We start from the raw sequence: 13,392 nt of genomic DNA, 5'->3' as shown, positions 1-13,392 counted from the left end.
GCCCCCGCTCAGCGAGCGGGGGCCTTCGTCGTTCCTCGGGGCGATCAGCAGCGCGTCTCGACCCGCGCCTGCAGCGTCACCGAGGTGTCGGTGACGCTGACGCGGTAGGTGCTGGCGGTGGTCAGCCCGTACGGCTCGAGGGCGGTGTCCAGCGTGCGCCACGCGTCCGCCTCGCCCGTGAGAGCGCCGTCGACGCTGATCGAGGCCGCCCTCGGCTCGACGGGCAGCTCGACGAGGTCGAGGCCGACCGGGGGCGCGTCCGCGTCGATCTCGACGCCCACCGCGACCCGGATCGGGCCACCCTGCGGTGCGGCGTCGTAGGTGCGGACGACCGTGCCGTCCCACGGTCGGCCGTCGGCAGCGAGGTGCGCGCGGACCCGGGCGTCGAGCGCGACGACGGCGTGACCGATCTCGGTCTCGTCGCGCACCTCGGTGCCGAGCCCGGCGAGGCGCAGCGCGGGCAGCGGGTGGAGCTGGAGCGTCTGGGTGATCATCTGGAGTCCCTCCTCGATGGACCGGAGACGCCGCCGCACCTCACCGAGGCGGTGCCGGTCGGCCTCGATCTGGACGCTCAGCTCCCGCTCGCGGGTCCGCAGCACCTCGAGCAGCCGAGGCGTCGTGAGCGCGGGGTCGAGGAGGTCGCGGATCGCCGCCAGCCCGAAGCCGAGCGCGCGCAGCGCCGCGACGGCGTGCACGCGCCCGACCTGGCTGGAGGCGTAGCGCCGGTAGCCCGTCGCCGCGTCCACCTCCGCCGGCACCAGCAGGCCCTCCGCCTCCCAGTGCCGCAGCATGCGCCGCGACACCCCGGTGCGGTCGGCGACGTCTCCGATGGTCAGCATGGTGCGACCCAGCCCAGCCCCTCACACGGTGTCAGGGTCAAGCGAGGCTCGGCGACCCTCAGGACTCCTCGGCCTTCTTGAGGACGTCGGAGAGCCGGTTCGCCGCAGCCACGACCGACGCGGCGTGCAGCCGGCCCGGCTGCCGGCTCATGCGCTCGACGGGACCGGAGACCGACACGGCCGCGATGACGCGCCCGCTCGGACCGCGCACCGGTGCGCTGACCGAGGCCACGCCGACCTCGCGCTCGCTGACGCTCTGCGCCCAGCCGCGGCGCCGGACGCCGGAGAGGATCGTCGCGGTGAACTTGGCGCCCTGCAGGCCGCGGTGCAGCCGGTCGGGCTCCTCCCACGCGAGCAGGATCTGCGCGGCCGAGCCCGCGAGCATCGTCAGCGTGGCGCCGACCGGGATCGAGTCGCGCAGCCCCATCTGCTTCTCGGCGGCGGCGACGCAGATGCGCTGGTCGCCCTGGCGGCGGTAGAGCTGCGCGCTCTCGCCGGTGTGGTCGCGCAGCGCGCCCAGCACGGGCCCGGCCGCGGCCAGCAGGCGGTCCTCGCCCGCTGCGGCGGCGAGCTCGGCGAGCCGCGGGCCGAGCACGAACCGGCCCTGCATGTCGCGCGAGACCAGGCGGTGGTGCTCGAGCGCGACGGCGAGCCGGTGCGCCGTCGGACGAGCGAGGTGGGTGGCTGCGACGAGCTGTGCCAGCGTCGCCGGTCCGGCTTCCAGAGCACTGAGGACGACGGCGGCCTTGTCCAGCACGCCGACTCCGCTAGACTTGTCCATAGGACGATATTGCCGTCTCGGAGGATGAGACGCAAGTCCACACGCGGGAAGACCCCCGCAGACTGGACGGACGGAAAGGTGGTCGAGGAGCGTATGGGCAAGACCCTGGCGGAGAAGGTGTGGGCGGAGCACGTCGTGCGACGCGGTGACGACGGGGCCCCGGACCTCCTCTACATCGACCTCCACCTCGTGCACGAGGTGACGAGCCCGCAGGCCTTCGAGGGGCTGCGGCTGGCCGGTCGGAAGGTGCGCCGGCCCGACCTGACGATCGCGACCGAGGATCACAACACCCCGACGCTCGACATCGACCTGCCGATCGCCGACGTGACGTCGCGCACGCAGATCGAGACGCTGCGCCGCAACGCGGCCGAGTTCGGCGTGCGCATCCACTCCCTCGGCGACGCCGACCAGGGCATCGTGCACCAGGTCGGCCCGCAGCTCGGGCTCACGCAGCCCGGCATGACCGTGGTGTGCGGCGACTCCCACACCTCGACGCACGGAGCGTTCGGCGCGCTGGCGTTCGGCATCGGCACCTCGGAGGTCGAGCACGTGCTCGCCACCCAGACGCTGCCGCTCGCGCCGTTCAAGACGATGGCGATCAACGTCGAGGGCCAGCTGCCGCCCGGCACGACCAGCAAGGACATCATCCTGGCGATCATCGCCAAGATCGGCACCGGCGGCGGGCAGGGCTACGTGCTCGAGTACCGCGGCGAGGCGATCCGTGCGCTCTCGATGGAGGCGCGCATGACGATCTGCAACATGTCGATCGAGGCCGGCGCCCGCGCCGGCATGATCGCGCCCGACGAGACGACGTTCGCCTACCTCAAGGGCCGCCCGCACGCGCCCGAGGGCGCCGACTGGGACGCCGCCGTCGAGCACTGGCGCACGCTGCGCACCGACGACGACGCGGTCTTCGACGCCGAGGTGACGCTGCGCGCGAGCGACCTGGAGCCCTTCGTCACCTGGGGTACGAACCCGGGTCAGGGGCTGCCGATCTCGGCGTCGGTGCCGGTGCCGGAGGAGATCGCCGACGAGAACGAGCGGGTCGCCGCCGAGCGCGCCATCGAGTACATGGGCCTCGTGCCGGGCACCCCGCTCAAGGAGATCCCGGTCGACACCGTGTTCATCGGCTCCTGCACCAACGGCCGCATCGAGGACCTGCGCTCGGTCGCGAAGGTCTTCCAGGGCCGCCGCAAGGCCGACAACGTGAGGGTCCTGGTCGTGCCCGCCTCGGCGCGCGTGCGGCTGCAGGCCGAGGCCGAGGGGCTCGACCGGATCTTCCTCGAGTTCGGCGCGGAGTGGCGCAACGCCGGCTGCTCGATGTGCCTGGGCATGAACCCCGACCAGCTGGCGCCGGGGGAGCGGGCCGCCTCGACGTCGAACCGCAACTTCGAGGGTCGCCAGGGCAAGGGTGGCCGCACCCACCTGGTGTCCCCGCTCGTCGCCGCCGCGACCGCGATCCGGGGCACCCTGTCCTCGGTCGCCGACCTCGCCGCCGACGACCCCTCGTTCGCCGACCTCGACGTGGCGGAGCTCGACGGCTCCCCGCTGGTCCCGCTGGACCCGCGCGTCCCGATGCAGGTCTGAGCCCCCGAAGCCACGCAGGAGAACCACCATGGAGAAGTTCACCACCCACACCGGCGTCGGGGTCCCGCTGCGCCGCAGCAACGTCGACACCGACCAGATCATCCCCGCCGTCTACCTCAAGCGGGTCACCCGCACCGGGTTCGAGGACGCGCTGTTCGCCGCCTGGCGCGGCGACCCGGACTTCGTCCTCAACCAGGACGCCTACCGCTCCGGCTCGGTGCTGGTCGCCGGCCCGGACTTCGGCACCGGCTCCTCGCGCGAGCACGCGGTGTGGGCGCTCAAGGACTACGGCTTCCGCGCCGTGCTGTCCGCCCGGTTCGCCGACATCTTCCGCGGCAACTCCGGCAAGCAGGGTCTGCTCGCCGCCCAGCTCGCCCAGGAGGACATCGAGCTGATCTGGAAGGTGCTGGAGAGCGCGCCGGGCACCGAGGTGACCGTCGACCTCGAGAGCCGGACCGTCACCTGCGGTGACGTCGTCGCGCCGTTCCAGGTGGACGACTACACCCGCTGGCGCCTCATGGAGGGCCTCGACGACATCGGGCTCACCCTCGGCCACGAGGAGGACATCGCGGAGTTCGAGCGGTCCCGGCCGAGCTACAAGCCGACGACGCTGCCCGCCAAGCACCTGCCGACCGTGGAGGTGAGGGCGGCGCGCCCGATCGCGCTGCCCATCCAGCCCGTCTCGCGCTGACGTCCGACGACGTAGGCTGAGCCGACCCGTGCCGCGTGCAGGGTCGACCCGGACCACGGACGAACGGACGACTGCCCATGGCTGAGCTGGTGGTGCACGGCGGCACCCCGCTGACCGGTGAGATCACCGTGCGGGGCGCGAAGAACTTCGTCTCCAAGGCGATGGTCGCGGCGGTCCTGGGACACAGCCCGAGCCAGCTGCGCAACGTGCCGCAGATCAAGGACGTGCACGTCGTCTCCGAGCTGCTGCGGCTGCACGGCGTCAACGTGTCCTGGGACCCCGAGACCGGTGTGGTCGACATGGACCCCAGCAACGTCGAGACGGCGCACCGCGCCGACATCGACGCCCACGCCGGGTCCTCGCGCATCCCGATCCTGCTGTGCGGGCCGCTGCTGCACCGGCTCGGCGAGGCGTTCATCCCCGACCTGGGCGGCTGCCACATCGGCGACCGGCCGATCGACTACCACCTGACGATCCTGCGCGAGTTCGGCGCGAAGGTCGACAAGCTCGCCTCCGGCATCCGGATCACGGCGCCGCGCGGGCTGGTGGGCACCCAGGTGTCGCTGCCGTACCCCAGCGTCGGCGCGACCGAGCAGCTGCTCCTCACCGCGGTGCAGGCGCGCGGCAAGACCGAGCTGCGCAACGCGGCGATCGAGCCCGAGATCATGGACCTCGTCGCCGTGCTGCAGCGGATGGGCGCGATCATCTCGGTCGACACCGACCGCGTGATCCGCGTCGAGGGCGTCGATCGCCTCGAGGGCTACACGTTCACCGCGCTGCCGGACCGCATCGAGGCGGCGTCGTGGGCGTCGGCGGCGCTGGCGACCCGCGGCGACATCTACGTGCGCGGCGCGCGGCAGGCCGACATGGTCACGTTCCTCAACATCTACCGCAAGGTCGGCGGCGACTTCACGATCGACGACGCGGGCATCCGGTTCCGGCACCCCGGCACGCCGCTGCACGCGATCGCGCTGGAGACCGACGTCCACCCCGGCTTCATGACCGACTGGCAGCAGCCGCTCGTTGTCGCGCTGACGCAGGCGTCCGGGCTGTCGATCGTCCACGAGACCGTCTACGAGAACCGGTTCGGGTTCACCGAGGCGCTCACCGAGATGGGCGCGACGATCCAGGTCTACCGCGAGTGCCTCGGCGGGCTCACGTGCCGGTTCGGGCAGAAGAACTTCTTCCACTCGGCGATCATCTCCGGCCCGACGCCGCTGCGCGCCGCCGACATCGAGGTGCCGGACCTGCGGGGCGGCTTCAGCCACCTCATCGCCGCGCTGGCGGCCGAGGGCACCTCGCGGGTGCGCGGCATCGAGCTGATCAACCGCGGCTACGAGAGCTTCACCGCCAAGCTCGAGGCGCTCGGCGCCAAGGTCGAGCAGGCGTAGCAGGACGGCGCACCGGCGCCCCGTCGCCGGCCGACGGGGCAGTTCTGCCCTGCGCGCGACCCGCGGACCGGCGCGGCCGTCTGCCAGGATCGAGGCAGCCGCGAGTCCGCGTCCACGCAGAGGAGTGCCGGTGACCCAGCAGGTGATGAACGCCGCCCGAGCGGTGGCCAACGACCAAGGGGTGCGGGCCGCCGTCGGCCAGGCGCTCGGGCTCGGGGGCGACGAGGGCCCACGGACGGGCGGCGGCTTCGGCCTCGACCCCTCCGACTTCCCGGGCGCCCGCCCGGAGGGCAACGCCGCCGGCACCCGCATCGCCGCGGTGACGTGCGCGATCGACGAGGCCGCCGAGGTGCTCTCGCGCTCGCACTACGAGGCGGGGCCGACCGGGCCGGTGCACGTGATCACGCCGATGGTGATGCCGCGGTCGCGGCGACTGCGCGGGCTGCTGCCGGTCATCCTCGCGGTCGTCGTCGGGGTCGTCGGGTGGGTGACGCTGGCCTGGGTCGACGACGGCGCGGTCGCCCGGGCCGTCGTCGGCCCGCACTACTGGGCGCTCGTCGTGCTGCTGGCCGGGTACCGGTACTGGCGCCAGGGCATGGTGATGGTGCCCGAGGGCTGCCGGGCGCTCATCTCGCGCTTCGGCAAGGTCGAGGCCGAGGTCGGGCCGGGCCTGGTGACGCTGCTCAACCCGTGGAAGCGGGTCTCCTACATCATCAACACCACGCGCGAGTACCCGTACAACGCGCCGATCCGGCACGCACCCACCAAGTCGGGCGTGCAGGCCAGCGTCGACCTGTTCCTGCAGTTCAAGATCACCAACGCGCGCGAGTTCGTGTTCGTGCTCGGCGCGGTGCAGGGCTTCCAGGACAAGCTCAACAACGCGATCTCGGAGACCACCCGGTCGCTCATCTACGAGCAGGAGGCGGCCGGCATCTACGACCTGGTCGGCGAGAGCACCGGGCGGCTGCTCGAACAGCTCAACAGCCAGTTCCAGCCCGCGGTGCAGCTGACGACGGCGAACATCACCCACGCGGAGCCCGCGAGCCAGGAGTACCGGATGGACCTCGCGGCGCCCGAGATGGTGCGCGTCGCCAAGGAGGCCTACACCTACGAGTACGAGCTGAACCTCCGCAAGGAGCAGAACGAGGGCGACCTCAACAAGGACCTCGCCTCGCTCAACGAGACGCTCTCGGCGATCCAGGCCGACATCGCGCGCTACCAGGCGCAGATGGACACCGCCCTGGAGCGGGAGACCAACCGTGCCGAGGCGCTCGCGCGGCAGCGGTTCGTGGAGTCGGAGTCGACGGCGCGCGCCAACGCCGCGCTGCTGGAGGCGCAGGCGCTCGACATCCGCGCGACGAGTGCGGCGCTCGCGCCGGAGATCCTCGAGTACACCTACCAGCAGGACGTGCTCGACAAGCTGGAGTCGCTGGCCGGGTCGCTGCCGCAGATGGTGCGGGTCGGCGGGGACGGCGAGGGCGTCGACTTCCTCGCGGTCGCCCGCGAGCTGGTCGGCGGCGCCGACGGGCAGCTGTTCAGTGAGGAGGACATGGCGGCGATCACCGCGCGCCGCGAGGAGATCGCCGCGCGCGTCGCCGAGCGGGAGAGCCGCATCGAGCACCTGCTCGAGCCACCGGAGGAGACACAGGTGGAGATCGTGACCCCGCGCGAGAGCGACGACGTGCCGGGCGCGGACCGCGTCGAGGAGCTCCGTCGCTCGGTCGCCGTCGACACCCCGCCGGCCGTCGAGGTGGCGCGTGGCGCCGAGGACCAGGAGGTGGACCGTGGCTGAGCAGACGGTGCCGGTGCAGTCGACGCGCGGTGCGCGCACGAGCTCGATCAAGGAGGCGCTCGCAGGCTGGGGCGAGGTCGCGGCGCTGCTGCGCGGGGGCGACCAGGGCGCGCTCGTGCCCGTCGTCATCCCGCGCGACAGCCGCGGCACCCGCTGGCTGGTGCTGGTCTGGCTGGGGGTGTGGGCGCTCGCCAGCGCCGTCTTCCTCATGGGCGGCGGCTACGGCGGTCTCGGCTCCGCGGCGTTGTGGCTCGGCGTCGCGCTGGTGCTGCTGGCGGCGCTGTGGTGGTGGCGCTCCTCGATCGTCGAGATCGAGGAGGGCACGGTCGGCGTGCTGACGACGTTCGGCGCGATCACCGGGCCGGGGCTGTCACCCGGGCGGCACTACCTGTGGCACCCGTGGAAGCGGGTGGCCTACGTCGTCGACGTGACGACGGAGATCCCGTACTCGGCCCCGGTGCTCAGCTCGCCCACGCACGAGAACGTGCCGCTGAAGTCGATCGAGTTCTTCCTGCGGTTCCGGATCCTCGACGCGATCCGGTTCGTGCAGACGATCGGCGCGGGCAACTTCGACCTCGTGCTCTCGAACTCGGTGCAGGACGCGATCCGGCAGCGGTCCCGCCAGGTGCGCACCGAGCGCGCCTACGACCTGCGCGGCTCCGACGTCAAGGACATGCAGGACCTGCTCAACCGGCAGCTGACGCCCTACGGCGTGCAGATCATCGGCTGCAACATCCCGGACGTGCAGCTGCCCGAGGACTACCGCGAGCACCTGGCCACCCGGGAGCGGGTCGCCAAGGAGCTGGTGGCGTACGAGAAGGAGTGGGAGCTGGCCCGCAAGCGGCGCGTCGACACCCTGCTCATGGAGATCGAGCGAAGCAAGAAGGTCCGCGACGCCAAGATCGTCGAGGTCAACGCCGCGCTCAACAAGGCCCGCCAGGACGTCGCGCAGATGCTCGAGGAGCGCGAGACCGAGGCGCAGCGCATCCGCTACGAGATCGAGACGCAGGCGCGCACCAACCTCGTCGCCGCGCAGGGCGAGGCCAAGGCCCGCGAGCAGCTGGCCACCGCCTACCGGGACAACCGTGCGGTGCTCGGCTACGAGCTGGCCCGGCGCCGGCTCGACGTCGGCGCGATGCTCGCCGAGTCCGCGCCCCGGCCGGTCGTCGTGCGCACCGACGCCGCGTCCGGCGGCACCGACACCTCGGCGCTGTCGACGCTGCTGCTGGCGCGGCTGCTGCCGGGGCTGCAGGAGCGGCCCGACGTCGTCACGCGCGAGCAGGACTGACCGACCGGCGCCCCGAAGGGTGCGGGCAGGTCCGCCGCGGCCGCTCAGCGGCCGTAGTGGACCTGCCGCAGCGCCGTGATGTAGCCGAGCGCGAAGAGTCGGCCCAGGGTCGCGTACCCGGGTCGGTGGTTGACCTCGTCGGCCATCGTGGGGACGTGGTCGGGGCGCAGCGGCCCGTCGAAGCCGACCTCGGCGTAGGCCTCGACGCACGCGTCGAGGTCGGTCTGGCCGTCGTCGTGGAACGTCTCGACGAAGTCGTCGACCGTCCCTCGCACGTCCCGGAAGTGCACGAAGGCGATCGCGTCGCGGCGACCGAGCTCGCGGATGACGGCCGGCAGGTCGTCGGTCATCAGCGCGACGTTGCCCTGGCAGAGCGTGATCGCGTTCGCGGGCGAGGGGTGCAGGTCGAGCACCCGCCGGAAGGCGTCGACCGACCGGATGATCCGCGGTACGCCGCGGCTGCTGGTGCGCGGCGGGTCGTCGGGGTGCAGCGCCAGGCGCACCCCTGCCTGCTCGGCCTCCGGCACGACGGCGTCGAGGAAGTAGGCGAGGCCGTCCCAGAGCTGCTCCTCGGTGACGCTGCCCGGCTCGACGAGCGGCGGCAACGCCTCGTCGCCCTCGTGGGAGTACGCCGTCGACAGCGCACCGCCGCGGATGCGCACCGCGACGTCGGTGCGCGCCCAGGACGTGACGGCCATCCAGTTGTAGCAGAGCACCGGCACGCCCAGCCGACCCATCGCGCGCACCTGCTCGATGACGTGGGAGATCTGCTCGTCGCGGCCGGGCAGTCCCAGCCGGACGGCGTCCAGGGGCGGGGTGTCCTCGATCGCCGCCATCCGCAGGCCGTGGTCGGCGAGCCGGTCCTGGAGCGCGCGGATCGCCGGCTCGCCCCACGGGCGCTCGTCGGTGAACGTCGGCGGCGGGGCGCCCGCGGCGCGCAGCCACCGGGTCTCCTGCTCGGCGCCGTCGAGGAGCGCGACGGCGTCGTCGACACCGCACTGCTTCATCAGGGTCCACAACGGGTCGGGCCTGCTCTGGACGAGCTCGGTCAGCTTCATCGGTGTCCTCGGTCGGTGGGCTGGGTCGGTCGGGGTGGGGCGGTGCCTACCCGTAGCGTGCCGTGCCACGACCCGGGCGCTGCGGCGACCCGCCATGACATCCGTCATGCGGCACCCGTGCGCGGCCCACGCGGACCGGTGAGCCGACGCACTGGTCGCGGCCGTGCCCGCGGGGGACGCTGGAGGCATGAACGCACCAGTGATCACCACGACCGGTGTCCGCCGCACCTACCGGGGCTCCGGCGCCCCCTACGAGGCGGTGCGCGGGGTCGACCTGTCGATCGGCCAGGGCGAGCTGTTCGCGCTGCTCGGGACCAATGGCGCCGGCAAGACGTCGCTGCTCGAGGTCGTCGAGGGTCTCGCGCCCGCGTCCGCGGGTGAGGTGCGCGTGTTCGGCAAGGACCCCTACGCCGACCGCGCCGCGGTCCGTGCGCGCACCGGGATCATGCTGCAGGAGGCCGGCTTCCCGGCCGACGTCCGGGCCGGGGAGATGGTCCGGATGTGGGCGGCCACGCTCAGCCGGCGCAGCGATGAGGACGTGCTGGCCGCCGTCGGGCTCGAGCACCGGGCCGGTGTCGCGGTGTCGAGCCTGTCCGGCGGCGAGCGCCGCCGTCTGGACCTCGCGCTCGCGCTGCTCGGCCGCCCCGACGTGCTCTTCCTCGACGAGCCGACGACCGGCCTCGACCCCGAGTCCCGCCGCGACGCGTGGAGCATCGTGCGCTCCCGGCTCGCCGAGGGCGTCACGGTCGTGCTCACCACGCACTACCTCGAGGAGGCCGAGGAGCTCTCGGACCGGCTGGCGATCATGCACGAGGGCCGCGTGGTGCGCGAGGGCACCGTGGCCGACATCGTGGCGGGGGAGCCCGCCCGGATCACCTTCACGCTGCCGGCCGACGCACCCGCGCCGCCGCCGCTGCTCGGCAGCGCCGAGCGCGAGCGCGGCGTGGCCGGGACGCGCTACGTCGTCACGACCCCGCAGCTGCAGGAGGACCTGTTCGCGCTGCTCGCCTGGGCGCGCGACGCCGGCGTCGTCCTCGGAGACCTCGACGCCCGCGCCGCCTCGCTCGAGCAGGCGTTCCTCAGCATCGCCGCCGACGGCGCCGCCGCCCTGGATCCCGCCGCCTGACCCGCCTCCTCGTACCCGGCCCCTCGTACCCGTCCGCACCCCGACCACCGACACGGAGGTCCCCATGTCCGCCACCACCGCCCCCGCTCGGCCCGACCTGGTCGAGCAGCGCCCCTCACCCGCCCGACGCGTCTGGGCGCTCGCGCGCCTGGAGCTCACCCTGCTGGTCCGCAACCGGACCGCGCTGTTCAACGCGCTCGCGCTCGCGCCGCTCACGGTGCTGGCCGTCAGCTCCTTCCTGCTGCCGGACGCGGCCGAGGGGCGCGGCGCCGTCGCGGCCACGCTCCTCGGGACGCTGCTGGTGTTCGCGCTCGTGTTCGCCGGCTACTACAACCTCTGCACGACGGCGGTCGCGCGCCGCGAGGAGCTCATGCTCAAGCGGCTGACCACCGGCGAGCTCACCCGCGGCGAGGTGCTTGTCGCGATGTCGGTCCCCGCCTTCGCGGTGATCCTCGCCCAGGTCGTGCTCGGCGCGGTCGCGGTCGCGGTGCTCGTCGAGGCACCGCCGCTGCGCAACCCCGTGCTCGTCGTGCTCGCGCTCGTGCTCGGTTTCACCGCGCTCGCCGGCCTCGGCATGGCGACCGCGATCGTCACCCGCACGGTGGAGTCCGCCCAGATCACCACGCTGCTGCCGCTCGGCGCGCTGATGCTGCTGTCGGGCTCGACGTTCCCGCTCGACCTCATGCCCGACGCGATGTGCGCGGTCGCGGAGCGCACCCCGCTCGCAGCGGTCAACCAGCTGATGACGCTCGGGCTCTCCGGTATCGCGCCCGACGGCGACGCCGTCGGGCTGCGCGAGTCGTTCGCCGCGGGGGCGCAGCCGGCGCTGGTGCTCTTCGCGTGGACGGTGCTCGCCGCCTACCTGGTGCAGAAGCGCATGTCCTGGGAGCCGCGCCGCTGATGGCGACCTCGACCACGGGCCGCCGTGCCGTCGGGGCGGGCCGGGGCCGGCCTCGGACGACCCTCCCCGGCGGTGCCCGACCGGCGTCGATAGGTTGAGGCCGTGACGACCACGCCCGCGGCTGCCCGGTGGCTCGGTCGCAGCGACCCCGAGCGGTTCGAGGTGATGACCCGCTGGACGATCTACACGGTCTTCGCGCTCCTGCCGTTCGCGGCGCTGTCGCTCGTCGCCAACGCCACGTCCTGGGACGGGCCCGGGCCGGCCGCCTACCTGGTGCTGGTGCTGGTGCACACGGTGCTGGCGGCCCGGGTGTTCGTCCCGTCGATGCGGGTGTACAGCGGCGGGGCGGCGTGGCCGACGACCCGGCTGCGGTGGCTCGCGGTCACGACGGTCGCCACCGTCGCCGTCGCGGTGCTGGGCTTCCCGGGGCCGACCGAGGGGCTCGGCATCGGGATCCTGGTGCCGCTCGGCGGGGCTGTGATGGCGGTGACGCCGCTGCCCGCGCGGCTGTGGACGCTGGTGGGCCTCGCGCTCGCCAGCGGTGCGGTCGCGGCGGGGCTGCAGCTCGCGGTGGGGCAGCCCGCCGGCGCGGTGGTCCCGACCCTCGTCGTCGCGACGTTCAGCATCAGCGGCATCGCGATCTCGTGCCGGCTCAGCGTCTGGATGCTCGCGGTCGTGTGGGAGCTCGACGACGCACGGCGGACGGCGGCCAGGCTCGCGGTGGCGGAGGAGCGGCTGCGGTTCTCGCGGGACCTGCACGACACCTTCGGTCGCGCGCTGTCGACCGTCGCGGTCAAGAGCGAGCTGGCCGCGGCCCTCGCCGAGCGGGGTGACGCGCGGGGTCCGGAGGAGATGCTCGAGGTGAGGCGCATCGCGCACGAGACCCTGCGGGAGGTGCGCGAGCTCGTGCAGGGCTACCGCTCCGCCGACCTCGACACCGAGATCGCCGGTGCGCGAGCGCTGCTGCGCTCGGCGGCGATCGAGTGCCGCGTCGCCGGGGAGGGGCTGCAGCTGCCCGCACCGGTCGCCGAGGCCGTCGCCTGGGTGGTGCGCGAGGCCGTCACCAACGTCGTCCGGCACGCCCACGCCACGCGCTGCGACATCGACGTGCGGGTCGCCGGCGACGTCTGCCGGGTGCGGGTCGTGAACGACGGCGCCCCCGACGAGCCGACCGTGCCCGCCGGTGGCAGCGGGCTGCGCGGCCTGCGCGAGCGGCTCGGTGCGCGCGGCGGCGCGCTGACCGCCACCTCCGACGACGGGACGTTCGTCGTCGAGGCGACCGTGCCGATGACCGCCCTGGGAGGCGACCCCGCATGACGATCAGGGTGCTGCTCGCCGACGACGAGACGCTGATCCGCGACGCCGTCGCGGCGCTGCTCGCGCTGCAGGACGACCTCGAGGTGGTCGCGGTCGCCGGCTCCGGGGACGAGGCGCTCGCGGCCGCGCTGCGCCACCAGCCCGACGTCGCGCTGCTCGACCTGCAGATGCCCGGGCTGGACGGGCTCGAGGTCGCCGAGCGGCTCGCGGCCGAGCTGCCCTCGTGCGGCAGCGTCATCGTCACCAGCCACGGTAGGCCGGGGTACCTGCGGCGTGCGCTGGAGACCGGTGTGCGCGGCTTCCTGCCGAAGACGTCGTCGGCGCAGGTGCTCGCCGAGGCGGTGCGCACGGTGCACCGCGGCGGCCGCTACGTCGACCCCGAGCTGGCCGCCGAGGCGATCGCGGCCGGGGCCAGCCCGCTGACCGCGCGCGAGAGCGACGTGCTCGAGCTCGCCGCCGACGGCGCCCCGGTCGAGGAGATCGCGGCACGGGCCCACCTCTCGCCCGGGACGGTGCGCAACTACCTCTCGGCCGCCGTCGCCAAGCTCGGCGTGGCCAACCGGCACGAGGCGGTCCGGGTGGCGCGCGAGCGCGGGTGGCTCTAGGAGGCGCCCCCGCGGC

At 73.5% G+C, this 13,392-nt stretch carries 12 protein-coding genes; 9 read left to right on the top strand and 3 right to left on the bottom strand.

Going from position 1 to position 13,392, the window contains the following annotated elements:
• Positions 1-44: 44 nt before the first annotated feature.
• Positions 45-839 carry a MerR family transcriptional regulator gene (locus tag GPA02_RS03460; protein ID WP_156198466.1) on the bottom strand — a complete coding sequence of 265 codons (795 nt, stop codon included), beginning with the start codon at positions 837-839 and terminating at the stop codon, positions 45-47.
• A gap of 58 nt (positions 840-897) precedes the next feature.
• A complete protein-coding gene (locus GPA02_RS03455; protein ID WP_156198465.1) occupies positions 898-1,620 on the bottom strand; it encodes an IclR family transcriptional regulator in 723 nt (240 codons plus the stop codon).
• Positions 1,621-1,713: 93 nt separating this feature from the next.
• On the opposite strand from GPA02_RS03455, the gene leuC reads away from it, so the two are divergent.
• The 5 genes from leuC to GPA02_RS03430 all read left to right on the top strand — a co-directional run bounded on the left by leuC (position 1,714) and on the right by GPA02_RS03430 (position 8,369).
• Positions 1,714-3,207 (top strand): 3-isopropylmalate dehydratase large subunit, encoded by a 1,494-nt coding sequence (leuC, locus tag GPA02_RS03450; RefSeq protein ID WP_156198652.1) that lies wholly within the window; start codon positions 1,714-1,716, stop codon positions 3,205-3,207.
• Between the two features lie 28 nt (positions 3,208-3,235).
• Positions 3,236-3,898 carry a 3-isopropylmalate dehydratase small subunit gene (leuD, locus tag GPA02_RS03445; protein WP_156198464.1) on the top strand — a complete coding sequence of 221 codons (663 nt, stop codon included), beginning with the start codon at positions 3,236-3,238 and terminating at the stop codon, positions 3,896-3,898.
• Between the two features lie 77 nt (positions 3,899-3,975).
• Positions 3,976-5,289: a UDP-N-acetylglucosamine 1-carboxyvinyltransferase gene (gene murA / locus GPA02_RS03440; RefSeq protein WP_156198463.1), complete on the top strand. Its 1,314-nt coding sequence runs from the start codon at positions 3,976-3,978 to the stop codon at positions 5,287-5,289.
• A gap of 130 nt (positions 5,290-5,419) precedes the next feature.
• On the top strand, positions 5,420-7,081 hold the full coding sequence (locus tag GPA02_RS03435) for an SPFH domain-containing protein (RefSeq protein ID WP_240133861.1): 1,662 nt from the start codon (positions 5,420-5,422) through the stop codon (positions 7,079-7,081).
• Positions 7,074-8,369, top strand: coding sequence for an SPFH domain-containing protein (locus GPA02_RS03430; protein WP_156198462.1), 1,296 nt, complete (start codon positions 7,074-7,076; stop codon positions 8,367-8,369). Before GPA02_RS03435 ends, GPA02_RS03430 begins: the two co-directional genes overlap by 8 nt.
• A 44-nt stretch (positions 8,370-8,413) precedes the next feature.
• On the opposite strand, the gene GPA02_RS03425 is transcribed toward GPA02_RS03430, so the two are convergent.
• Positions 8,414-9,427, bottom strand: a complete 1,014-nt coding sequence (locus GPA02_RS03425; protein WP_156198461.1) for a mannonate dehydratase — start codon at positions 9,425-9,427, stop codon at positions 8,414-8,416.
• 187 nt (positions 9,428-9,614) lie between these two features.
• Between GPA02_RS03425 and GPA02_RS03420 the strand changes: the two genes are divergently transcribed.
• The 4 genes from GPA02_RS03420 (at position 9,615) to GPA02_RS03405 (ending at position 13,376) form a co-directional block, all read left to right on the top strand.
• Positions 9,615-10,553: an ABC transporter ATP-binding protein gene (locus GPA02_RS03420; protein WP_156198460.1), complete on the top strand. Its 939-nt coding sequence runs from the start codon at positions 9,615-9,617 to the stop codon at positions 10,551-10,553.
• Between the two features lie 64 nt (positions 10,554-10,617).
• Positions 10,618-11,454, top strand: a complete 837-nt coding sequence (locus GPA02_RS03415) for an ABC transporter permease (RefSeq protein WP_156198459.1) — start codon at positions 10,618-10,620, stop codon at positions 11,452-11,454.
• A gap of 102 nt (positions 11,455-11,556) precedes the next feature.
• Positions 11,557-12,771 (top strand): sensor histidine kinase, encoded by a 1,215-nt coding sequence (locus GPA02_RS19420; protein WP_156198458.1) that lies wholly within the window; start codon positions 11,557-11,559, stop codon positions 12,769-12,771.
• Positions 12,768-13,376, top strand: coding sequence for a response regulator transcription factor (locus GPA02_RS03405; protein WP_156198457.1), 609 nt, complete (start codon positions 12,768-12,770; stop codon positions 13,374-13,376). The genes GPA02_RS19420 and GPA02_RS03405 overlap by 4 nt, the downstream gene beginning before the upstream one ends.
• Positions 13,377-13,392 lie beyond the last annotated feature (16 nt).

This window comes from Actinotalea caeni (assembly GCF_009733795.1).
In the GTDB taxonomy this organism is placed as follows: Bacteria; Actinomycetota; Actinomycetes; order Actinomycetales; family Beutenbergiaceae; genus Pseudactinotalea; species Pseudactinotalea caeni.
The sequence above is the reverse complement of the archived record's forward strand: the minus strand, read 5'-3'. Positions and strand labels throughout refer to the sequence as shown.

What these genes read in the sequence shown, in the direction of transcription:
- GPA02_RS03460 (WP_156198466.1), bottom strand. Translation starts at nt 839, where the DNA reads ATGCTGACCATCGGAGACGTCGCCGACCGCACCGGGGTGTCGCGGCGC.
- GPA02_RS03455 (WP_156198465.1), bottom strand. Translation starts at nt 1,620, where the DNA reads ATGGACAAGTCTAGCGGAGTCGGCGTGCTGGACAAGGCCGCCGTCGTC.
- leuC (WP_156198652.1), top strand. Translation starts at nt 1,714, where the DNA reads ATGGGCAAGACCCTGGCGGAGAAGGTGTGGGCGGAGCACGTCGTGCGA.
- leuD (WP_156198464.1), top strand. Translation starts at nt 3,236, where the DNA reads ATGGAGAAGTTCACCACCCACACCGGCGTCGGGGTCCCGCTGCGCCGC.
- murA (WP_156198463.1), top strand. Translation starts at nt 3,976, where the DNA reads ATGGCTGAGCTGGTGGTGCACGGCGGCACCCCGCTGACCGGTGAGATC.
- GPA02_RS03425 (WP_156198461.1), bottom strand. Translation starts at nt 9,427, where the DNA reads ATGAAGCTGACCGAGCTCGTCCAGAGCAGGCCCGACCCGTTGTGGACC.
- GPA02_RS03420 (WP_156198460.1), top strand. Translation starts at nt 9,615, where the DNA reads ATGAACGCACCAGTGATCACCACGACCGGTGTCCGCCGCACCTACCGG.
- GPA02_RS03415 (WP_156198459.1), top strand. Translation starts at nt 10,618, where the DNA reads ATGTCCGCCACCACCGCCCCCGCTCGGCCCGACCTGGTCGAGCAGCGC.
- GPA02_RS03405 (WP_156198457.1), top strand. Translation starts at nt 12,768, where the DNA reads ATGACGATCAGGGTGCTGCTCGCCGACGACGAGACGCTGATCCGCGAC.